Raw genomic sequence first — 22339 nt, 5'->3', positions numbered from 1 at the left:
TTGGTAAACTATGACGGGATCATCTCCAGCATAGCCTCCCTCGTCGAGCGAGCATTCATATCTGGAGGCGCAACAACGGTATCACGCACTTTTTGCCCGGCACAACCAAATAGGTTCGTTCGGCGCCCTCCCCGGCTATCCCTGTCTATACGCTCATCATGCAGTCTGATTCACGCCCCGATGCTCACGTACGGGGAACCGCACAACTTAGCTCTGCCGCTGCCGGCATGATCGCGTACGTCGTGATTGCTGATAAAAGGAATATACAGTGCAAAGGCTCGCCCGATGATTCGAGATAAAACATCGTTCGTCATAATTTGCCTTGCAGCCGGCACCCAGGTTGCAGCTCTTCCGGGCGGTGCCCAAACCCAATCGGCTTCCGTTCAGGTTCCCATCCGCGAGGTCGATTTGTCTGACGGGACGCGACGCTACGCGATAACGATCAAAGTCGACGGGCATCCGATCGACGCCGGTCTCGATACCGGCTCGGTTGGGCTGCGCGTACTCCCAGGCGTTATAGATTCTGCCACCACGAAGGAAGTTGGACCGGTACAAAGATACGGCTATGGCGTCGGCACCACCCTTGAGGGCCCCGTGGTCCGCACAGAAGTTTCGGTCGGTGACCTTCACAAAAGCGCCCGCTGGCAAGATATTCGTGCAATCGGATGTAGTGCTGCCCGTCCCGATTGCCCTGCTTTGCACGTCGATCGCCGCCAGTTCGGTATTCAGGGCAATGGCCTCGCCGGCGAGGGGTTTCGCGCCATACTCGGTGTGGGTTTGGCAAGCGCCGACTTGCCAAACCCATTTCAAGAGATTGGCGCCCACCGGTGGATCGTCGAACTACCCAGGCCAGGCGAGACGCATATCGGGAAACTAATCCTCAATCCGAGCGAGCAACAGATCATCGGTTTTACGCCACTTCTTTTGGCGGACGCGCATCGAACGCGATCGAATGACGCAGTGCGTGCGTGTTTACAGCACAACAACGGAAAACCCGTCTGCGCGCCGACGTTGATCGATAGCGGCGCCCCGGGAATTGAACTCGTCAACCACCGTGCCGATAACGGCTGGACCGAAGGCACGACAGCTCGGCTTACTTTTGGTGGCAGCACCGATACGGAGGCAATGGGAGTCCGTTTCACCGTGGGCCGCAGGATGCAGGCATCGAGGTTCAATGCCGTCGCCGATCCGCGAGTGGAAGGCATGCGGATTCGATCGGGTCTCCTGGCGTATTTTGCCTATGACGTTCTTTATGATGCCGATCGCGGTACGATCGCGATCAGGGCGCGGCCGGCATATCAGGATGGAGTTATCGCTGTCGGTGGGAGCCATGCAGATTGATCCAGAAGTCGATATTCGCGGGGTGATTTCTGCTGCCCAACTTCGGCCCTTCGTTCATGTCGAGGCGGGGCTCATGCTGTGCCCATCCCCCTCTGCGCGACGGCACACCAAATTTCTCGAAAAGGAACGCTGATCGAGACGTCGCAGGCGTTCTCGGAATCGATCCTTTGCGGGAAGGGAGGTATCGGCAGCTCCGCCTAATTGCGGACACCACGACTATGTGAAAGATAAGCGCGACCGAGTTAAGCGGTTACGAAGGAGAGCTGGATGCGTCAGGTGTACCTCGCTTATGCGATGTTGATCGTCGGAATGGCTTCCGGTCCCGCTCAATCCCAACGGCTGGACCAACCAGGAAGCGTTGCCGAGGGTGGAAAGCTCAACATCATCTCTTCCCAGAGCATCGCCACTCGGTGCAAAAAAGATAGATATCGATCAAAGGCGAAAGTCGAATGCGCACGAAGCGACGCCTACCAGACTGAGCAGGCTAAACGGCGCTCCAACCGCGGCTGAAAGGTTCTACGCCTGTTCGGCTTGGCGGACAGATCACGAGACGGAGTCACCTCATGACGCGTTGGCTTGATGTCCGCTTTCACCATTCCCAAAAGGGAACGGCCAGCGAGACGCCGCGGGCATTCTCGAAACCGATGATTGGCAGACAAAGTTATGGGCATCCCGTATCTGTCAAATAGGGTATACCCTGAGTGAGCATACGGTTTGAACACAAATCCCGTTCAAACAGGGTCGGTAGCAGCGAAATTAAACACCTCTTTCGGGAGGTGTAGACCCTGCTTGCACACATAGGGATGCGTCTGGCTTACCGGCTTGGATCGCGGGGTCGGCCTATGCCTTTAGAGGGCAATCGTGGGATTCGTGGTCGATGCCATAAGCGTCGGCACGCATTGAATGTTTGACGCTCGGTTCGCGGCTGCCATCAGATCGACGTCAGTCAGATCGCGGCAATCGATCCACCATTTGGCGTCAGTGATCCGAAGGCATGCGTTACAGTCGGCGTCGCTGTTTGAGTTGGTCAGCGCTGCGAGCCGCTTGGTCCTGATCGTCGACGCCCAGCCGATTTGCCGATCGGTGCCGGTTAGAGGTGGAAGAGCAAGGTGTGAGACAGCTGCGCTGCTTAACGCTGCCGCGGCGACCTCTTCAGCCCGCTTCTCCGCAACGAAGCAGTCTCGACAGGTAGTCGTCTTGAGCCAATTGGCCTTTCGCTCCTGCTGGCTGTCAAAGCCGGTGAGATGATGAGCCTGCTCATGACCGCAGGCATGAATGATCCGCTGTTCCATGGCATGGATGATGCCCGCTCGTGGTTTGTGCGCAACGCCAATGAGTCAGGTTGAATCAGAATCGCGGCCAGTGGCTGACGACCGAACGGGACAAATGTACAGTCAACTAAGCTGGCGCAACGCCGTCAGCGTTCACCAGATCCGGGCCAACCAATGTGCCGATGAGCCGGACGCGCTTCTCTACCAGATCTACGGGGGTTCGATGCAATTCCAGCTCGTAGCGGCCACCGACATCGCGGCGAAGATAGAAGGCTCCGCCCTCGCGGACCAAGGTGCCTATCTCATTGATCCGGGTACCAATCGCTACCATCGCTATGTCGTCGCTCCGTTGATGATCATGCAAAATTGCGGGAGATCCTTGGGGCAGCCGATGCTCCTTGGTAGTCCCATAATCCTGCTAATCCTTTCCCGACCGGTCTCTAAAGACTGATATTCCGCCGCGCCATTTCAACGAATGCCATATCCCCGATTGGTGAGCAGGGCTCGGCTTTAAAGATGTCGGCCAAATCGAGCAGATCCTCGTTGGAAAGGTCCACGATCGAGGCTTGTATCTCGGCAAGGCGCCGCACGGCGTGATCGCCGCGATCGGCGACCCGCTTCATTTTTGTCTTGAGCATGCCGCCTCTTATCATAAACGTCGTGGGGGCGGCAGGGACATTTACGGCCGGTTGGCTGAGGTCATTCGGCCAAAAATGCCCGCTATCTGCAGGCGGAAGACGCTTCTCTAATGGAGAACCGCACCGCGTTCTGGCAGCAGATCCCAAAGCGGCAGGAACGCACAGCTTCAAGGAGTGATCGGCGCCATCACGGTTCATTCGGACCGTCCGCATTTACGGTAAAACTGGTGGAAAGCGGAACGGCCGCTTTCGAGTGGTGATCACAGTAAGCTGCCGTTCGTTCAGACTGCAGGGCATTGGGCCTGATCGACTGATATATAATTAAAGCCGGAACTGTATCTTTGGAAGCTGCGGGCACCACGTGCGACGTGGAAAGAATGTATTGTACAATAGATTGCGCGATAACATTCGTACACAGTACATCGTCCACAGGATTGAAGATTACACGTGCTGGCATAGAAATGTTTCTATTAACAATTATTAACCATAATAACCACGAGCGGTTAAAGATCATGCGATAATTGCACCTTTCACATCAGAGAATTTGCCTCTCTCTATAAATTACGGTACAAAACCCGCCAAGGAGCGAGGCGCGTCGTGAGCACCGAAACGCCTTAAAAGGGCAGGAAGCTGCTGTCGTGACGCCTGAGGCGGTCCTGTCGGTCGGCAGGGCGCCTACAACCGCAACCTGGCGGTAGAGCAGGGAGCGGCCGGGCGGCTCATGGCCAAATTAGGATAATGGAGCGAGAGATCGCACGGACATTAACACTGCCGTGTCGCTGCCATTAAATGTCGCTAGATAAGCAGCAGCTGAACCGCAGGATCGGTCTGTGCAATGCGGCGGATTCCTTGATCGGCCGTGACGAGTATCAGGTCATGCTCGCGCGCTTGGGCGCATATCCAAAGATCGTTCTCGTCAATCTGGAGATGTTGGCCCGTAGCCTTGTCGATCCAATTCTCTACCCAGCGTGGCCTGTCTCTACGCATCCACTTCGCGAGATACGTCTTCGCGAGGTTGGCTTTCAGCTCAGCATAGTTCGAGGCCGTGTGGCGCGTAACGTCGAGCACCGCGCCCGCCGACGCGCGGGTCAGCGTTTGCGTTAGTTGAGTGGGATCCTTACCCGTAAACGCCACAATCAGTTCACGGCCAAATTGCAACTCAGCCAGAGCCACGCATGATACGAACTTTAGGGCGTCGTCCGGCAAGGACTGGACTATGGCAACTGCAGCCGCATGGTGGGTGTGATCTGTCGATAGCAGTGCAGACAACGTGTTTGTCTCGAAGAGATACCCCTTCAACGCGGTTCGACGTCATCCAACGCCTCCCTAAGAAGTATAGCTTCTTCCTTGGGGAGCGGCCTGAATGTATCGGAAATCCAATTTCCGCCCGCGCGCGAAGCCGAAAGTTGCGCCTTGCTAGAGCGGGTTGAGACAAGCGCCAGCGTGCCGGCTGGCCATGATTGCCAAGGCTGGATTGTTGGCCGTTGCGCGCCATGAAAATAGGCTAGCACTGCCCGTTCGAGTTTGGGCGGAAGGTCGAAGGCCTGCATCACCAATCCATCGATCTCGTCGAGCAAACTTTGCAAGCCAGCCTCTGAGCCGGACGTGAATAAGCCCGATGGTGACTGTGCAGCTTTGCAATAGCGATCGACCAGATCGTCAAGTCCCACCGGAAAGCTGTGTGGAATCGGAACGGCGCGCACCGCTGAAACACGAATTCTGTCGGGAGGAGAATGACTCGAGATGAAGGCTGCGCCGAGTGGACTATTGAGAAGCGCGGCAAGCGCTTGCAGGGACGGCGCGCCGGGCTTCCTCCAGATCCCAAACAGTTGCTGCGAGGCGACATTGCCAGTCCGATCGATCGCTGCGGCCAGCGCCCAAGGGCCACGGCTAACGCGCGCAGCATTGGCGAGGATCTTGGGTTCCGACCAAGGGAGATCGATTGCCTTGTACAACAGGCGCTCGGGTCGGGCGTCGAGCCATACCGACGCGCCCGTCGTGGCGAACATTCGCATTGCCCCGCTCGCGTGAATGCCGGGAACGAAACCGGGCTGCGCATTACTACGGACCGCCGCAGCCTGGTCTGACCGCCACTCGATGCCGCGATGTACCGCCGCGATTTCGCCCAACGTGCCCGCAGACTGAAGATACGACCAGACATCCGCCAGCTCTTCGATCCAAAGATCGCCGGTTCCGGCGAACGGGCGGGTCTGCTCTCGCACCACGTTCAGCTGTCCGGTTGAAAGGAACGCGTCGCGCTCGCGCTCGCTCACAACGGCGCAGCGGATGCTCGTACTAGCCGGCTCGGCTGCCGGGTCGCGCGGCGCCCGCGCGATGAGCAACGACGATCGAATGACCGAGGCATTGAACGTCCTGTCGGGCAGCGACACGAGCTCGATCTCAGCGTACATCTGCTCAATTCTGCGCCGCTGTGCGGCATACTGTTTGCCCCGGATGAATGGCTCGGGGAGGACGAAACCTATTGCGAGCGGCTTGGCATCAAGAACGGCGTTCAATACCGCGATCGGCTTGGCCGCTGAACGCTTAAGGGCCTCTGGATAGCGAACCCGCTCTTCGGCTGTAAAAGACTCGAACGGGGGATTGCAGATAATCACGTTCGAGGTTTTCGATCGCGCAGCGAGATAGTCGTCCGCAAACAGATCCGCCTGGCCAATCTTCCATCCGTTGGCATTGGGGTAATCGGCGAGAATGAGTGATAGCGTCGCCACCTCGACCGCGAAGGCATCGATCTCGTCACCGGCGAGGCGTTGAACCAGGAACTGGTGCTTTGCCTTGTCTGACCAGTGCACCGGCAAAAGATCGCGTACGTGACGCAGCGCCGCCACGAGCAAAACGCCGGCGCCTGTAAACGGCTCGTAAACCCGCAGATCTTCGACATCGTGCTTCCACAGCTGCAAACTGGCCACGACATGCTCGGCCACTTGGCGGGGTGTGCTATGCGTGCCGAAATGCTTGCGCGTTTCGGGTGTGACAAGTGTCTGTTCGTAAACGAATGCCAAGTCGTCGGCGGAAATGTTCCTGAAACTCAAGCCATCGCGTAAACGGCGCCACGCCTGCTCGAAGCCGACCATGAGGCCCGGGGGGCCTTCAGCAAGCGATGGCAGCTTGTAATAGGCTGAGATGACTTCGAGTACCGAGGCGATCTCGTCAGGATTCCAGCGCTGCGAAATCTCATGGCCGCGGTCAGACAAGATTTTCGCGGCAAGCAGCCGAAAGGTCGCTTGGAACAGGGCGCGGTGGCTTCGATCGCCAGGCGCAAGGCCCGCGGCGGTCACCGCGTCGTTCAGAACGCTTTCGATTGCGCGGTCTAGTTTCCCGTGAATCTGCCCCTCGATCGCCGGCATCAAGCCTGCGTCGACAAAGTCGAGCTGATATTCCGGGGCAACGTGGCCGATCGACTTGGCGCGATGGATAGCGAGGGGAGTCCAAGTGTCACGGTTCTGGTCGAACAGGGCGGCGAGTTCGGATAGCGGCGCCCGGACGATCATTCGCGGTGGAGCGGCGGATCGCATTTGCCATGCGGTTACTTCGTCCCCAGCGATCGAGAAGATCAGCGGCGCGCCAAGTGCGCGGTAGTCGGCTACGGCGTCGACTTCTGATGAGCCGACATCGATCACCGCCATCGCGGCGTTGCGGTATGAGGGCGGCGTCTGCGTGAATGCTGCGAGATGCACCGTGCGATCACGGGGGTCGACGTCGAGTACATCCGAGAAGACGTAATCATCAAAGATTACGCCCGGCGCGAAGCCGAGACTTTCAAATGCTTTCCTGAAAGGGATCAGCTGCTCCATCAGGATCCGCCTCCCGCTAAGCGACGCTCGGGATCAATGGATGTCAGCGGGAAGCGCAGAACATGCTGGCCATCGCCGCGCTGCTCGCCGCGGAGCCATTCGTCAAGACTGGCCAAGATCGGCTGGCAAGCGACTCGAAGATCAACAACACCCGTTCGGGGCGACTGGGTTTCGGCAACCAAGCTCAATGTACCAGCGCGGAGATCCATGATGAGCAGCGACCGCTCCAGCAAGGGCCAGGCGGTCTGATTGGTGAGGTCGAAGAGAGCAGGGGCTACAGGCCCCAAAGCGCCGATCCGAACGCCAGCACCGTCGACGATCGTCTTGACAATCGCCAAGGCAAGCAGATCCGCCAGCGAAAAACATGGCGTGTAACCGCTGCGCCCGTTCAACGGTGCAAGCGCATTACGCCACCCGCGAAACGTGTCCTGAGAGAGTTGAAGCGCCTCACGCACTTGGCCGGGTGTCAATTTCAAGTTCAGAGCACTACCCGTTTGGTTTGGGGTTAACCCCAAGATGGCGGTCCGGACGCGCGTTGGCAAGGAATTCCTTGGCGCTCAAACGCTTCTCTCGTTTCACACGCCCTGATCGAGAAGATCAATCGAGTGAAGACCGCCCCATGTTTAAGCGCAGGCGGAGCCAAAGCTTGCCCTCGCGGAGCGTCTCGCTGGCTGCGCCGATGCACATGCTGATCATGAGAGCTTAGCTTTTTTGGTTTTCCAGTAGAGCCAGTTGAGGAAGGCGTCTGATTCCGAAAAATTTGCGCCGCCAAGTCGCGCGCCCAAGGCTTTAATGGTGGCACAAAGTCCCTCATATCGCGCCGGCCCGATGGCCTGAAAATTGGCGAACTGGGGAGCGGCAATGCCAAGAGCCCCTAAAGCCCCTACCGTGTTGCCGTTGTAAATCGCGTAACGGTCCGGCGCGAAGTTGCAGAGGATCTCAGTCGCCATGTTGAGACCTACGCCTGGGATTGGGTCGGCAAGCTTGCGGATCAATTCGTAACCCTCACGGGGCGGCCGTTGCGCGGCAGCCTGAGCTGACGCGAAGAGATCGATCATCCGCTTCGGGTGGGCTAGAGCCTCGCTGCCCCTCCGATGGATGTCGCCCGACCCCCATAGATGTCGGCCTCCTTTGGTGGTCATTAGATCTCGAAGCCCATCCTGAAAGGCGGTCCGCGCGGCTTGATCGAGCCGCCCATTTTTCAGCGCGGCAATGCGCCTCTGAACTTTAAAAGCTTCCGATCGGCGCTTCTTCCGTTCGGCGAGATCTAAAACCGCCTGTGGATCAGCAAGGTATCGCGCGTACCAGGCTTCGATTACGCGAAGGTCGAAGCCAGCGGGAAGCGCGGCATCTCTCGTCTTCTCAAACTTCTTCCGTTCGCGCTCATTTATCTCAAACCTCGAGGCGTACTGCTGAAGGACCAGTGGATCTAGATCCTGGAAGCGCTCTCCCACCCGATATCGATTAAAGGTATCCAACAGGGCGCGTGTAAACTCGTCTCCTGTAGTATGGGTGACGCACATCGACAATTCGTCGTTCGACTTCAATCCGCCCTGAGTGAGGTTCGCCGAACCGATGAGAGTTTGGTAGCACTTCCCTCGCCGCGTAAGGTACGCCTTTGGATGAAAAGTTGCCGATGCCTGGTCCGCAACGTTCACTTTGCAGGCAGGATGTTGGTTCTTGAGCTCAAGGAGCCGCTGCAAAGCAGCGGGTTGGGTTAGGTAGAAGTCGGTGCCGATAAACAGCTCGACAACGGCGCCAGCTTTAAGACGTTTCGACAGTTTCCCCGCTAAAAAGTCAGCACCCCCAAGCTTGAGGAAAGCTACCGCGATCATGATCTCGTCGGCGTCCGCGATTATTTCAGCGATCGCCTTCGCATGATCCTTTGGCGCATCGTTCGCAATGAGCGTTGCGGGCTCGACGTGAAGGCGAGGTTGGTGGCTCAAGTCTGGGCCATCGAGAGTGTGAGGACGGGTGCGGACACCCTCAGCATGTCGCCCGTAGTCACGAACACGACCAAACCCTCCGGAATTCCGGTAACCTCCAAATAACGGCGGACCTGCGATCGGTAGTGATCCGACGCTGAGGTGGTTGGGCTGACGTCGCTCTTCCAGTCAATTACAAGCTCCGGCTTTCCGTCCTCGTCAACGCACAACGCATCAACGATTCCGAAGGTGGCGAGGTCGACGCCGTCATCCTCGCTGAGGCCATAGATGGGGAGTTCGGCCAGGAGTCTGGGGCGAAGCGCGGCGATCTCCGGAAGCTTCAAGGTCTTTGCGACCGTGCCGGCCATCTCCTCAGCAGAGAGACCCGACATCGCGTCCGTCGCTGGCTCGCCCCCGATCGCACGCACCAGGTCCGCCGCCCGGGCGGTAAGTGTGGACAAATCGTCCGCGGTTTCCCCGGTCAGCACCTCTTCGAACAGCTTATGGATTACCAGGCCTCGCTCGCGTCCGCCTTGCACCGAAATCGCCGTGTCCGGCGAGGGCGCATCGTCGGAGGCCACGACGATCTGCGCTTCGGATACTACCTCGAGAGGTCCTTCCGGATCCTCGTCACGACTCGGTGCGATCCATCGAAGGCGCGTCGTCGCTGCCATTACGGCAGCTGCTTCGGTAGCGAACGTCTCGCGCGTCTGGCTGTTCTCCGGATCGCTATCGACCGTCTCGAAGCCCGGTGGGTGGTGATCGATGGCGATCAAGGGCAATCCGTCGAGGTTGAAGTCCATCAGGGCGTTCCAGCTGCTTCGCGCCGGCGGTACGTCGAGTTTAGGCAAGACGAGAAGCTCGCGCGCCCGGGTCGCTGCGACATACCAGAGACGCAGGCGCTCGCGCTCTCGCTCGGCGACCTCTGCGGCCTTTGCGTCCTCATATCCAGCGGGCGCGACGCCGAAGATCGGCAGAAAGATTGTCTTGGTGTCGCCGTCGATGATCGGATCGCGCACGTCGTTACCCGAGGTCATCGTGTTGATCGGTACGACGATCGGCCATTCCAATCCTTTGGACGCATGCATCGTCACCAGCGATACCGCCTCTTCCTGTGCGTCGGGCCTGCCTTCCGCCGAGCGTGCCTTCCCCTCCCAGGCAGCGGTCATCGCGTCGGCGAACGCTCTGATGCCACGCACGCCATAGGGCTGCGCGAGACTGAGGAAAAGATCAACATTCGCCAATGGCCGCTCTGCCTGCCCGCCGTGGCGTTGGAGCAAAATGGGGCGCACGCGGAGCAGGTCGACGGCTTCGGCGAGAAGCTGGTGCGGGGTCGTCGCATTCATCCCGCGGCGCAGAGCCTGCAGCTTTTCGACGATGTCGCGTGCATATGGGTCCCCGATCGCCTTCGCCTCGAGATGGATCGTAAGCCTTGGTCGGGTGTCGGGGCGCTCGGGATCACGCGGCTGGCTCCAGACGAGGTCCAGCAGCTGCTCTTCGCTCAACCCGACCAATGGCCCGCGCAGGAGTGCGACAAGCGCGAGCGTGTCACGACTATCGGCCAGTACGCGGGCGATCGCGATGAGGTCCTGCACCTCCTGGCGGCGATAGAACCCTTTTCCTGCCTGAGTCGCCACCGGCACTCCGCGCTTCTCGAGCGCTTCCTCGTAGCGCCACAATTCGGTGCCGCCTGGGGCCAGCAATGCAATGTCGCCGGGGCGGCACGGCCTCTTCGTATCGGTCTTGCGATCCACGATGATCTGGCTGCCGATCAGGCGGCTGCACATCTCAGCGACCGCTTCGGCCTCGCAGTCGCGCTGCACGCCCGCCTTGGCCTTGCCGTCCTCGTCTGCGCAGGCAACGGGAAGCGCTGCGACGCACAGTCCTTCCTCGTGATCGGGATGAAAGCTGTCGAGCGCGGTGAAGCCGGGCTGCCCTTTCTCCTCTGTAAGATGAGGCGCGAAGCGCTCGTTCACATAAGCGAGGATCGCGGCACAGGACCGGAAATTCGTCGAGATCGAGAGCAGATCGCCCGGATTGAGCGCGCGGGTGGCCTCGCGCGCTCTCACATAGGCGGCGACGTCGGCACCGCGAAATCGGTAGATGGCCTGCTTGGGATCCCCGACCAAAAACAGCGCGCCTGGCCGGATCCGGTAGCTGGCCCAGTCGAGCGGATCCGCGCCGGGAGTCGGATCGCCACACAGCCGCCAGAAGATCTCGGTCTGCAACGGATCAGTATCCTGGAATTCGTCGACCAGCACATGGGTGTAGCGGCGCGATAGTGCGTCCCGAACATCGCCATGGTCGCGCAGGAGATCGCGCGCGGCAAAGATCAGGTCGTCAAAATCGAGCAGGGCCGCCGAGCGCTTGTAATCGCGAAAGCCATCCGCGATCGGCTGGATCGCGCTGATCAGCTCCGCCAGAACGCGCGCCGCAGCGCCCTGCCGCAAACGTGTCCAAGCCTCACAGCAGGCGAGATGCAGCTCCTCGGCGCGTGCATTCAGCACGCCACCTTCCGCCTTGGCGAGGCCCGCGGCCTTTGCCGCCGCCTCCCATTTCCCCTTTTTCTTGTAGACGCTGAACGCCCCTTTGGCGGTGCAGAGCGAAGAATGCGGGAGCGACGTCAGAAGCCCGACGAGCGCCGACGGCGTCTCGTCCGTCTCGGCGAACGCGACACCGGTGGCCATCTCGATAAAGGCCGACGCGCCGGCGATGCTTTCTTCTTCCTGCGCGGCCGCGCCAACGACGAAGGCGCGATACGCCTCCGTGGCGGTGCGAAACGCTGCCGAAAGCGGCTGGATCGGGCCGGAGGCCGGCGGTACGAGCACCCGGTTGTCGCGCAGCGCCGCGGCGGCCGTTGCGATCAGCTCCGTTGCCTTCGCCGGGTTCTGGAAGACGAGTTCCGCGACGAGGCTTTCGTCGCCGACATTGAGCGTGTCGCGCAGCCAGCGATCGATGATGTCTCCGAACACCAGCTCAGCCTGCGCCGGATCCATCAGCGTCGCGCCCGGATCGATATTAGCCTCGACCGGATAGGGCTTGATGAGCCGCTGGCAGAAGCCGTGGATCGTCGAGCAGGTGATCTCGTCGATCGCGGCAGCCGCCTCCTCAAGGCTCGCTTGCTGTTCTGCCGACAAACCGTCCGGCAAGGCAATAGCCAGTTCGCGCGGCACTCTACCGTCGAGCAGCTCATCCACGAAGTCGCGAACGCGCGCGAGCAATTCGCTCGCGGCGAGTTCGGTGAAGGTGACTGCCGCGATCGCCTTGGGGGCGGTACCGCAGGCCAGCAGCAGGGCAAGGCGGCCGGCCATGACAGCGGTCTTGCCCGAACCGGCTCCGGCTTCGACTAGAACGGAGCGATCATGGGCGGTCATCGCAGCGAGACGCGCGGTCTCGTCACGCGGGGCGGGTGTCGTACCAGTCATCAGATTGCCTCCCACACGATGGCCGCATCGCCGAGAGCGGCTCGCGCGGGTTCGAGCTTGCGCAGGCAATACCCGTTGGGGGCGTTTGCGGGCAGCGCGAAGCTCAGATCATCATAATCACCGCCATTGTCTGGGCCGATCAGCGCGCGCCCTGCGAGCAGGCTCGCGCGCGCCGCACGCAGATGCCCGGCAAGCTCCTCCAGAACGTCGGCCGGCGCGTCGAGATGGCGGGCCTCGGTATCGCGCGGATAGAGTAAGGCCGCATCGATCTCGATATCGTCGCCGAGCAGCGCCTTGACCGCATAAGCGTAGAGGCAACGCTGGAGCTCCTTGCCGCCCTGCAGGACGACCGGCTTTGGCGGCAGCTTGCCGCCCTTATAGTCGAGCACGCGCGCCCGTGCGGCATCGCCCGAAAGGTCGAGGCGATCTATATAGCCCGAGATCCGGAACCCGGTGTCAGCGATCGCGACCGGTGTGGCGGGATCCCACGGAACCGCGCCGTCGGATTTCGCAGCCTGCCCGCCGAAGGGCACCTCGGTATAGCTTTTCTGATCTGCAAGCGGTGGTTCGGGATGCTGCAGCGCGTTCAGCGCGGCCTGCTTGGCATCCTCGAGTGTCCGCCGCCACACTACGATCGGCGGGGTGGCCTGCTCGGCCTGCCACCGTGCCATAACCGTCGCGGCACCAGCTTCGATCGCCGCGACGACCTGATCCGGTCGCGCGCGCGCCAATCCTCCTTCGCCTTCGAGCAACCGCACGGCATGATCCAGCGTGTCGTGGAGCAGGATGCCGCTCTGCCGGGCATCCAGTACCAACGCCTCTTCCGCGCTCTCCGGTGCCCTGATCCCAAGCGCGTAGGTCCAAGTGAAGCCGAGCGGGTTGCGCAGCAGTTTGGCGAGCGAGCTCGCGGACTGTGGGCGTTCAAGTGCCGCTAGCACCGCCGGGTGGTCGCCGCGCACCAGGCCGTCATGGGCGGTCACGGTCGGGCGCTGCCAATCCTGCCAGCATGCCGTCGCTGACAGCGCCTGCGCAACGGCGCCAAAATCGGCCGGACGCGCGACGAGGCGGTCGGTCTCGCTCATCGCGTGTGCGGGTCGACGGTTGCGGCGGACGTAGCGGGCCTCGGGCTGGCCGCGCAGCAGCGGACTCTTTCCGAGCAGGCGGCCCTCACCGTCGCGGCGCGGCCGGGACAGCACAACCTGCGCTGCTGTAGTGCAAAGGATCGTCTCGAAGTCGCGACGATCGGCGGCGGTCACCGGCAGCGGATCCAGTTCGCTGGTCGGAACGATGTGATCCGATAACAGGCGGTCCTCCGAGATCCGCCGCGGCCAGCCGGTCGAGGTGAGACCGAGCAGGCGCACGAATTTGCGTGGCGAAGCCGCCAGTGCCGAGGCCGGCATCCAGGCGACCGAAACGCACGCTTCGCAGGCATCTTCCTGGCGAAGGCTGTCGATGGTGACATCGATGGCTGCAGCGCTTCCGGCCAGCAAGGCCTTGCGCCAGATGCGCAGGGCACCGCCCGAAAGGAACGCGCGCCCGATCTCTTCTGCGTGCGGGATGCCACCCGAAAGCGTGTCGACGATCGCGCGCAATGCCGGTGCGTGGTCGGTGCCGTCCGGCCAGTGATCGGGCGTCAGCGCGCTAAGGAGCCGCGACCATGCGTCGGTGGAGGAGAGCGGCGCATCGGGTGGGAGCACGCGCTGCCAACCATCTGGCAGAGCCTTGAACAGTCCCTTTCCAGCCAGCAACGTCGCGAGACGTCGCAGATGCGGCTGTGACACGCCCCGCACCAGAATGTCGGCGAGCGCGGCGGCCGTCTGACCGTCACGCGTCGTCACGACGCGGATGCTGTGGACGAAGTGTAGATCGATATTCGCGTCGGCCCTCAGTGCCATGAATTCATCATCGTAGGCTGCAGGAGCCGCTGCCGCGATCGCGATCTCGGACGGTTTGGCCGTGCCGCTCGCAATCAGTTCACGCGCCCAGCGCAGAGCCTCGATCGCTTCGTGGTAGCCGTTAGCGGCGCTCACCGCCTCGATCTGCGGTGTGGCCGGCGCTGATCGGACGATCTCGACAAGCGAGCCGTCGAGCCACGCGGGCACCGCGCGCGGGCCGGCGTGCCAGCGAACTGGGACCGCTTTCGCCAGGCCGAACAACAGGTCGCGCGAACACGGCGACAGCTCGCTGATGCCCTGAATAGTGATCTCCCCGAACAGCGCAGGCGCGTGCTGGAGGCGGTCCATCGCCTGAGAGGCCAGATCGACAGGCCGGAGCATGGCAGGCGGCAGCGCCGCCAGCACGACCTCCTCGAGCGTCGCCATAGCGGCAAGCCGGGGATGGCTTGCCGCTCGGGCCGAGAGATCGATGCCGGTGCGCCAGACCTTGTGCAGCGTGTCGGCCGCGGCTCCGACCATGCCGGGCAAGAGCTTGATGGTGTCGAGCTCGCCGAGATCGGTATCGGGAAGCACGCGTTGGATCACGTCGCGGAGCGTTTCGGCGTCAATGGGCTGCGCGAAGCCTCCGGCGAGGCGTGCCGCCAGTTGTTCGAACGCCATTACCTGGGTGCCGTGGTGCCGGTTGCGGGCGGCGTCGAGACGGATCTCACGAGACGCGAGCCGACCGTGTACGATATAGGTCTGCCGCTGCATGAAACACTTTCAAATGTTGCCAATCTCTCGAGAGTAGATGGCAGGAGAGCCTGGATCAACGACGGGCTCGCGTGATCCCTAGCAACCGCGACGTACGTTCTAGCAGCGGGCGAGTTGTTCGAGGATCATGCGGGCGCACAATTTTTGTAGCATCGACCCTGGCAGAAGGACGAAAGCCAATTGCGCGTCACATTTGATACCAATGTTCTCGACCTGGCATGCCGCCCGGAGAGATTCCCGAAGGACCCGCGGCAAGCGGAATTGGCCAAGGTTCATTCGGCTCTGAAGGGCGGGGCGATTGAGGGTTTCTACTCGGTCACGATGCTGACAGTCGAGGGGATTATGAAGAAGGACCGCGCGGCCGTGTTTGCGGGAACGACGGTTACAAGCACCGCCCATCCGACCGAGATGACAAAACGGTCCGACCTTCCCAAGGAGCTCGCTGATATGTTGGGTGACGGCGACTTCGATGTGATCACTACGGGGGTCACGTTGCAGGCCGGCCAGCCGCAGCGTCCGCCTTTGCACCCTGAGGTGGTCGCCCGGATTCAGGCGGCCAAGGCGCTCGGCGTGAGAGTCCTGCATGACGTTCCGCGTATCGGCGCGTTTGGGCTGACCGATCCAACGGGGGAGTATTATCTCGATAGGGGCGAAGGCGCGGCGCTGTCGGCCTGGATCGACAGCGCCTTTGCCGTTTCGCGCGAGATCGAGGCGCGGGGGCTCGGGTTCAGCCAGCTGTGCACGCTGGGTGTGAGCCTTGCCTCGGGACCCGATGCGACGTGGTTTGCGGCTTTGGACAAGGCGGCGGACGTGCATCAGCGGCGGCAAGTCGAGCGCGCCTTCGCCGAATGGGCGGACGGCGACAGCCTTGCTGCGCATATCGCTTATGGGATCGACGTTTTCTGTTCGGCCGATGTGGGGAGGAGCAATGCCACCAACTCGGTGCTCGACCCCGCCAATCGCGCTTGGCTCTCTAATAGCTACGGCGTCCGCTTCATGACATTCGAGGATCTTGCTGCCACTCTGCCCTGAAAGACGTCCGATGCGCTTGACCCCCTTCACCCGCCCCACGCTTATCGCCGCCACCGAGATCCATGAGCGTTACACCCAGGCGGGCTTCGATCAGATGACTCTCCGGCTGGGTCTTGAAGACGTGATCCCGGAGGGAACAGGGCTCAGCGTGCCTAAGAAGGTGGGCATGCTCGGGCGGATCGTCATTCAGCGTGCCTCGGATGTGGTGGATACCGTCGATGGCCGCGTAACTTTGGGAGAGGCTGTCGTCCGCGAAGCGCTGCACCACATCAACCCGCGTCTCAAGACACCCGCGCAAACGGCATTGCTACGCGGTCTCGCGCGTGACGGCTTCGTGATCGAACAGGATGAGCGCGGCCAGCACCCCCGCCTTCGCGCAGCCTTGTCGGAAGAGGTCGACTTGCCTGGGACCGACAGCGAGGTGCACGAGCTGCTGCGCGCGTTTCAGTTTCATATGTCGGCCGGGCACCTCGACCAGGCGATCGAAGCCCACACTCGCGGGGGTTGGGCTGCGTGCAACGCACAGCTGCGCACCTTCCTCGAAAGTTTGTTCGATGCAATCGCGCTGCAGCGAGAGCCGGCGCGCGCGACCCATCTTGCGACCTCCGAAAATCGCCGCCAGCTCCTTGCTCAGACTGGGTTTCTCGCGGTCGATCGCAACGAATGGACGCACGATGCGAAGGGCTACATCAATGGTCTCTTCAAAATGCTCCATACGGACGGCTCGCATCCCGGGCTGTCCGACGAGGATCACTCCACATTCCGCCTGCATATCGTGCTCGTGACCGCCCGAACCTTCCTTCGCAGGCTGAACAATCCGGTCGGCGAGGAGAGCTGATGCTTTTGTTCACCGATCTGATTGCCAAAGCCGGGTTGGACCCTGCGGGTGTCCGCCTTCTGCGCCACCAGACGAAGGCACCAAACGGCAAGACACCCTACGTTTTGTGGCGCGATCAACGGTCCTGTTTCGAGGATTATCAGAGCGTCCAGACCATCGGTAACCGCGCGGTACTCGCATCGCCGTTCTGGGCGAGCTTCGTCGCACCGCCGACCGGCGGGACATTGTTTGTCGGTATCTATTCGACCCAGATCGTCGGCGCTGCCGACGATGCCTGGATCGATCCACTTCACGGCGTGCCCGGCATCGCCCTTACGACGTCGCAGATGGATCAGTACCAGACCGAGCTTACGAGTTACCTGAATGACTATAGCGGTCGCTTATGGATCGACTGGGGGCCAGGCGCGCGCAGTTGGGTCCAGAGGGCCGATCGCCAGAATAAGCAGATCGTCCAGCTGACACGCGCTTTCGAGGAGGAGAAGTTCCCCGGCTTCACGCATTTCATGGCGAACGTGTCGGAAGTCCCTGTCCTGCCGGCTGGTTGGCTATCAGCTCTTCGGGCGGCGAGGGGTGTCTATCTGCTGACGTCCGCCCGAACCAAGGAGCAATATGTTGGTTCGGCAACGGGCGAGGCCGGCTTTTTGGGACGCTGGCTGAATTATGCGCAGGACGGCCATGGCGGAAATCTCGGGCTGAAAAGCAGCGAGCCCACTGATTATCAAGTGAGCATACTCGAAGTTAGCGGTAGCGCCGCGTCTTCCGACGATATCATCGCCGTCGAGCAGCTTTGGAAACGGAAGCTCCAGAGCCGCGAGATGGGCCTGAACCGAAACTAGGAACCTGATGGCTACGCATTCCCATTCCGCGCTGCCTGCAGCCCAACCTTTCGTCGCCGCTATGAAAGCGTTGCCGAATACCGGTGACAATGGGTTCGAGGGTTTTGTGTCTGATTGCCTCCAGGAGGTTCTTCAACAGCGATTCCTACTGCAGAAGTCCGGGCATCAAGGCGGCTCGGATGGGATGAACGACCCAGCGGGAAACCGGCTGTCGATTGGTTTTGAGGGGAAAAAATACGGTTCGACGACAGTGTCGTTGGCCGAACTTCGTCGTAAGATCTATGATGCCGTCCAGCATCACCCGACGCTCGATTTGTGGGTGTTGGCCACGACGGGCAAGTTTAGCAAAACGAACCTCGTCGAATTGCAGAAGACCGGCCAGGAACTCGGGATCGCTATTGGCCTCCTCGATGCGATTGAGGGAAAGGGTAAGCCTAGCGCGCTCGCGATCCTCGCAGCTGCTGCGCCGGCAGCGGTTGCAAAGCATCTGGGCAGTGCGGCACCGGTCGTGGATTATCTGGCTGCAGTCGCGGCCGAAGCCACCTTCGAAAATCGGTGCGCGATGGTGCTGGAGCCCTTCCACCGTCCGGATGTCGGCTATTTCGCGGCGAAAGAACAGGCTGCCGGCTGGCTGCGGCGCTCCTTCCAAGACGATCAGACCGCCGTTTCACGTCTTCACTGTTATGGCGGCCTTGATGCGCCGGGAAATGTGCGGGTGCGACGGCAGGCGGTCATCGACGCGGTTTCCGCTTGGTGGTCAGCTGGTCCCGTTTCGCCGTTGGCCCTCCTGGGAGAAGAAGGTGTCGGCAAGACTTGGGGCCTGCTTGCATGGTGGCAGGAGATTTCTGGTCAGCCGGATGCGTTGCCCCTGACGATCGTCGCGCCGGCTCGAGACCTGGCGCCCTCTCCCTCCGAGCCCCCCGCCCGCCTCCTTGGGCGCTTGCTCGCCGACCGGATCGGGCTGCGTGACGTTGATTTCTGGACGCGCCGAGTCGGCCTTTGGACGAGTCTTAAAACGGCAAAGCCGTCGATCCTGCTGGTGATCGACGGACTCAATCAGAACGTGAACTTCCTCGAATGGCATCGCCTGCTGCAGCCGCTGCTCACCGAGTTGAACGGGCACGTTGCGGTGGTTGTCACTTGTCGAACCCATTATTGGAACGTCGACCTCAAGGGGCTCGCCAACCTAAGTCCGCGGGCCTCGGAGATGCTGGTCCCCGACTTCAGCGATACCGAGCTCGACGAGATGCTCGCGCGTCATCACGCGCCTCGGGCTCAACTGTCGACCGCGCTCATCGAACTGATGCGCGTGCCCCGTTATTGTCAGCTGGCGATCCAGCGTCGGCGCGAGCTGGAGGAAAGCGGCGACATCACCATCGAGCGCCTCATCTACGAGGATTGGCGGCATCGGCTGAGGCTTCACGGATCGAGCCTCGGCCCGACGGAGGCCGACTTTCAGCAGTTTCTGATCGGCGAGGGTGAGCGCCTTCGAGCAGCGATCGACGATGACACCGACGCCACCGCGTCTGTCACGAGGGCTCAGATTGCCGAAGCGCTCGGACGTGAGAGCGGCGCCCAAGGATCGGAACTGAGAACGGCACTGGACGAGATCATCTCTGGGCGTTGGGTCGAGCATGTGGAGGGATCGACTTCGAGGTTTCGGCTCAAGAAGGATCGGATGCCGTTTGCTTTGGCGCTGGCTCTCAACAGCCAACTCGACGCCGCAGGGTCCGGGCATGCCGAGCGGCTTGCCGAATTCATGGAGCCCTTGCGCGGGACCGATCGGGGTGTCGCGATCCTGCGTTGGGCGGTCACAGCGGCGATGTTGCGCGACCATGGCCCCTCAGAGACCTTCGCGGTGCTCGCACAGGACTGGTTCTTCCAGCAGAATTTCGGTCGAACGGACTATGAGGCCTTGGAGCGGCTGATCCCGGCGAAACCCGACCTGTTTCTCGATCTGGCGGAGCGAATCTGGCTGGTTCATAATCGCTCCGCGCGGGATGAGAACCTGTTCATCACGGCATTCGCCGATGCCGCGCGATTTGTTCCTTTTCGGCGAGCGTTGGAGGCGCGGCTCTGTCGCTGGCTCGGCTATTATTGGCCCGATCACCAGCGCGTCATGATGGCGGAGCGCAATGCTTCACCCGAAGCAGCGCGCGAGAGCGTCGATGCCGCGATCGAGGGCCGTCGAAGCAGCTGGGAGCAGGTCGAGCCCGGGCTCGCTGGCGTGCTTACGGCCACGGTTGCGCGGGTAGAGACGCCCGAGGGGATCGAACGGGAATATGGATTTCTGGCTGGGCGCGCGATGGGCATCCTCTCGATGCTTCCGCGACTTCCATTTCTGAATGCTATCATGAGCTGGGCGGTGTCCCGAGCGATCAGCCAATCCTTCGGACCGCATGACGGGATGGGTTGGGTTCTCCGGATCAATCCGATCGACGGAGAAGCAACTGCATCAGCAATATCGCAGGTAGCGGATACGCTTTTAGCCACGGGCACCGAGGTCGCTGTCGAGGCCGCGCATCTGCTCTTGGAGGCGCTCGCGACACCCGAGGCGGCTGCTGTCGTCGCGGGCCTAGACGCCACGCCACGGCGACGGATCTTTGGCCGCGTTGCCACTGTCGGCGATGATGGGCTGGTGCGTCTGCCGGAAGATGGGGCCGCTCGAACTGACGATGAGCCGCTCTATCGCTATTCAGCTCTGAAGGATCTGGCCTATCGCCCAGATGTGATGCTGGGTCCCGACCAGCAGGATCAGCTCGCCGAAGCCGCCGATTCCACCGACGCGCTCGACGTATTTTCGGCCGGATTGTCCCAGGGATCTGGCGACTTCGCCCTTGAACAGAGCATGCCTGCGCTAGCCCGTTGGGCGCCCGACGCTTTGACGCGGTTGATCCGACGCATCTTCGAGACAGCCCCGCAGCGGCTGGATGAAAACGGGAACGTGGACGAAGGGAAGTTGCTTCGCCTGGCAAGCGAAGTTGAGCGATTCTGGCCGCTGCTCGATGCCGAGACCCATGCGATTTTCGCCAGCGTCGCGACGCCGTTCATTCGTCGCGAGTTCGGCGCCGGAAAAAGCGACGGGTGGCTGCATGCGCAGATCTCTCGATTGGCGGGCAAGACCGCTGCCGAGCAGATAGCGATCTTTAAGAGCGATCCCCATGGCCCGAATTTCTACACCGACGAGGTTGCCGTCTTTGCAACTCCGACAGCGACCGACTTCGGCGATCTCGTAAGCGAAATCACGGGGGACCATCGCGAGCATTGGGTCGGTTATGTGCTGTCGGTCGACCGTAGCGCCATGCCGCCTGCATTCGCCGAGGCGCTCATGGGAGCGATCGCCACCGACACGCCGACGACGCGGCTGCGGCTTCTGGCGCTCGCACGATATGATCAAAATCCCGTGATGCTTCGAGCTATCGTCAACAGCGGCTGGTCATGGTCTCCCGACATGGAGCGTAGCGAAGGGGCTAATGGTTCACTGGCGATGATTGTCGCGGCTAGGCACCTCACCGTTCAAGATCTCGAGCAGCGGATCGATCCGCTGGCGTGGGGCGCCCGAGTGCAGGATGCACCAGATGACGGCGACGCCCTTGACCATTTCGAGGCGGTCGTTCTGGAAGGCATAGCGACCCAAAGCTTCCCCGAGACGGTAGGCGCCGTCCCGTCGTGGTTCGACTCCAAGGTGGCGATGCGCGTGCTAGCCGAACAACGGGGGGATAATCTTGTCGCGGCGCTCGATGCCCTGCTGGAGAGAGGTCCCGAGCATGCGTTCGGGTTTGGTAGCTTTCCGGTGCTAAGTGCGCTTCGCGCGGTGATGGAGACCCGTCCGGCAGACGGCGTGCGGATCTGGAACGTGCTTTATCCCGCCTACCGTGACAGCAATTGGAGTAGTCTTGAGAAGTTCGAGCGCCTTCCTTTCTACAGCGCTGCCGCAGACCTGACGCCCCACTGTGACCGTATTCTCGCCGATGCGGTGACAGACGCGGCGCTGGCGTCGATGGCGGGCTGGGCAGCTGACGGCGGACGGACCGACTGGCTCTTAGGGCACATGCATAGCGGACTGTTCGCGAAAACAGCTGGTGAGGTCGGTCGATCTCTCACTCTCGGCCGGTTTCTTGATCCCAGCCCCGCAGGCGACGAATTTTGGGCGGCAGCCAACGCGCTTCCGCTCGAGGGCTGGCTGGCCGACGTCCGCAGGATCTCGTCAGAAGCTTATCAGCGTAGTCGTTCGGCCGAACACTGGCGGACGAAGTTTCTTTCTGGGAATAATCCGGATTTAGCGTTCTCCGCGCTGCTTTTATTCATGGCATGTGCGGACGATCGCGCTATTGAATTGCTTGAGCGTGCGGTTGAAGCTCGAGGGCGCGACGGATTGCCGAGCGAAGAGAAGGCGATCTGGCACGCTGCTCGCCACGAATTGGAGCGGACGGCAAAAGAGTCCGCGAAAAATCGCGACAAGCGACTTTACCTCACTGACATTCTTAAGGCCACTCACGCCCCGTGGCGGAGCCATGTCCGACAATTTCCCGTCTAAACATGAGAAATCTTATCGAACCGGGGTTTTCGGACC

General features: G+C 61.3%; 15 protein-coding genes. 6 read left to right on the top strand and 9 right to left on the bottom strand.

The window, feature by feature from the left end; all coding sequences use genetic code 11:
* Positions 1-285 precede the first annotated feature (285 nt).
* Positions 286-1341: a hypothetical protein gene (locus C8J40_RS11620; protein WP_132897177.1), complete on the top strand. Its 1056-nt coding sequence runs from the start codon at positions 286-288 to the stop codon at positions 1339-1341.
* 267 nt (positions 1342-1608) lie between these two features.
* On the top strand, positions 1609-1851 hold the full coding sequence (locus C8J40_RS11615; protein WP_132897176.1) for a hypothetical protein: 243 nt from the start codon (positions 1609-1611) through the stop codon (positions 1849-1851).
* Positions 1852-2189: 338 nt separating this feature from the next.
* On the opposite strand, the gene C8J40_RS11610 is transcribed toward C8J40_RS11615, so the two are convergent.
* From C8J40_RS11610 to C8J40_RS11570, 9 genes are all read right to left on the bottom strand, one after another.
* Positions 2190-2633 (bottom strand): hypothetical protein, encoded by a 444-nt coding sequence (locus tag C8J40_RS11610; protein WP_132897175.1) that lies wholly within the window; start codon positions 2631-2633, stop codon positions 2190-2192.
* Positions 2634-2739: 106 nt separating this feature from the next.
* The gene (locus tag C8J40_RS20745; RefSeq protein ID WP_132897174.1) at positions 2740-2943 is read right to left on the bottom strand and encodes a DUF5818 domain-containing protein; all 204 of its coding nucleotides are present in this window, start codon (positions 2941-2943) and stop codon (positions 2740-2742) included.
* A 109-nt stretch (positions 2944-3052) separates the two neighbouring features.
* Positions 3053-3250 (bottom strand): hypothetical protein, encoded by a 198-nt coding sequence (locus C8J40_RS11600; RefSeq protein ID WP_165911437.1) that lies wholly within the window; start codon positions 3248-3250, stop codon positions 3053-3055.
* Positions 3251-4045: 795 nt separating this feature from the next.
* Complete coding sequence (locus C8J40_RS11595) at positions 4046-4549, bottom strand: PIN domain-containing protein (protein WP_132897173.1); 504 nt, start codon at positions 4547-4549, stop codon at positions 4046-4048.
* Positions 4546-7062, bottom strand: coding sequence for an N-6 DNA methylase (locus C8J40_RS11590; protein WP_132897172.1), 2517 nt, complete (start codon positions 7060-7062; stop codon positions 4546-4548). The genes C8J40_RS11595 and C8J40_RS11590 overlap by 4 nt, the downstream gene beginning before the upstream one ends.
* Positions 7062-7538, bottom strand: coding sequence for a hypothetical protein (locus C8J40_RS11585; RefSeq protein ID WP_132897171.1), 477 nt, complete (start codon positions 7536-7538; stop codon positions 7062-7064). Before C8J40_RS11585 ends, C8J40_RS11590 begins: the two co-directional genes overlap by 1 nt.
* Positions 7539-7754: 216 nt before the next feature.
* The gene (locus C8J40_RS11580) at positions 7755-9008 is read right to left on the bottom strand and encodes a phospholipase D-like domain-containing protein (RefSeq protein ID WP_132897170.1); all 1254 of its coding nucleotides are present in this window, start codon (positions 9006-9008) and stop codon (positions 7755-7757) included.
* A complete protein-coding gene (locus C8J40_RS11575) occupies positions 9005-12412 on the bottom strand; it encodes a UvrD-helicase domain-containing protein (RefSeq protein WP_132897169.1) in 3408 nt (1135 codons plus the stop codon). The genes C8J40_RS11580 and C8J40_RS11575 overlap by 4 nt, the downstream gene beginning before the upstream one ends.
* Positions 12412-15060, bottom strand: coding sequence for a PD-(D/E)XK nuclease family protein (locus C8J40_RS11570; protein ID WP_132897168.1), 2649 nt, complete (start codon positions 15058-15060; stop codon positions 12412-12414). Before C8J40_RS11570 ends, C8J40_RS11575 begins: the two co-directional genes overlap by 1 nt.
* Before the next feature lie 180 nt (positions 15061-15240).
* On the opposite strand from C8J40_RS11570, the gene C8J40_RS11565 reads away from it, so the two are divergent.
* The 4 genes from C8J40_RS11565 to C8J40_RS11550 are packed head-to-tail and all read left to right on the top strand — an operon-like array spanning position 15241 to position 22303.
* Entirely contained in the window at positions 15241-16092 is an 852-nt protein-coding gene (locus C8J40_RS11565) for a hypothetical protein (protein ID WP_132897167.1), read from the top strand.
* A gap of 10 nt (positions 16093-16102) precedes the next feature.
* Positions 16103-16930: a hypothetical protein gene (locus C8J40_RS11560; protein ID WP_132897166.1), complete on the top strand. Its 828-nt coding sequence runs from the start codon at positions 16103-16105 to the stop codon at positions 16928-16930.
* Positions 16930-17766, top strand: coding sequence for a GIY-YIG nuclease family protein (locus tag C8J40_RS11555; protein WP_132897165.1), 837 nt, complete (start codon positions 16930-16932; stop codon positions 17764-17766). The genes C8J40_RS11560 and C8J40_RS11555 overlap by 1 nt, the downstream gene beginning before the upstream one ends.
* A gap of 7 nt (positions 17767-17773) precedes the next feature.
* Positions 17774-22303 carry an NACHT domain-containing protein gene (locus tag C8J40_RS11550; protein WP_243693348.1) on the top strand — a complete coding sequence of 1510 codons (4530 nt, stop codon included), beginning with the start codon at positions 17774-17776 and terminating at the stop codon, positions 22301-22303.
* Positions 22304-22339 lie beyond the last annotated feature (36 nt).

The organism is Sphingomonas sp. PP-CC-3A-396, from assembly GCF_004343105.1.
Lineage (GTDB): Bacteria > Pseudomonadota > Alphaproteobacteria > Sphingomonadales > Sphingomonadaceae > Sphingomonas.
The sequence above is the reverse complement of the archived record's forward strand: the minus strand, read 5'-3'. Positions and strand labels throughout refer to the sequence as shown.

What these genes read in the sequence shown, in the direction of transcription:
- C8J40_RS11620 (WP_132897177.1), top strand. Translation starts at nt 286, where the DNA reads ATGATTCGAGATAAAACATCGTTCGTCATAATTTGCCTTGCAGCCGGC.
- C8J40_RS11615 (WP_132897176.1), top strand. Translation starts at nt 1,609, where the DNA reads ATGCGTCAGGTGTACCTCGCTTATGCGATGTTGATCGTCGGAATGGCT.
- C8J40_RS11610 (WP_132897175.1), bottom strand. Translation starts at nt 2,633, where the DNA reads ATGGAACAGCGGATCATTCATGCCTGCGGTCATGAGCAGGCTCATCAT.
- C8J40_RS20745 (WP_132897174.1), bottom strand. Translation starts at nt 2,943, where the DNA reads ATGGTAGCGATTGGTACCCGGATCAATGAGATAGGCACCTTGGTCCGC.
- C8J40_RS11600 (WP_165911437.1), bottom strand. Translation starts at nt 3,250, where the DNA reads ATGCTCAAGACAAAAATGAAGCGGGTCGCCGATCGCGGCGATCACGCC.
- C8J40_RS11590 (WP_132897172.1), bottom strand. Translation starts at nt 7,062, where the DNA reads ATGGAGCAGCTGATCCCTTTCAGGAAAGCATTTGAAAGTCTCGGCTTC.
- C8J40_RS11575 (WP_132897169.1), bottom strand. Translation starts at nt 12,412, where the DNA reads ATGACTGGTACGACACCCGCCCCGCGTGACGAGACCGCGCGTCTCGCT.
- C8J40_RS11570 (WP_132897168.1), bottom strand. Translation starts at nt 15,060, where the DNA reads ATGCAGCGGCAGACCTATATCGTACACGGTCGGCTCGCGTCTCGTGAG.
- C8J40_RS11560 (WP_132897166.1), top strand. Translation starts at nt 16,103, where the DNA reads ATGCGCTTGACCCCCTTCACCCGCCCCACGCTTATCGCCGCCACCGAG.
- C8J40_RS11555 (WP_132897165.1), top strand. Translation starts at nt 16,930, where the DNA reads ATGCTTTTGTTCACCGATCTGATTGCCAAAGCCGGGTTGGACCCTGCG.
- C8J40_RS11550 (WP_243693348.1), top strand. Translation starts at nt 17,774, where the DNA reads ATGGCTACGCATTCCCATTCCGCGCTGCCTGCAGCCCAACCTTTCGTC.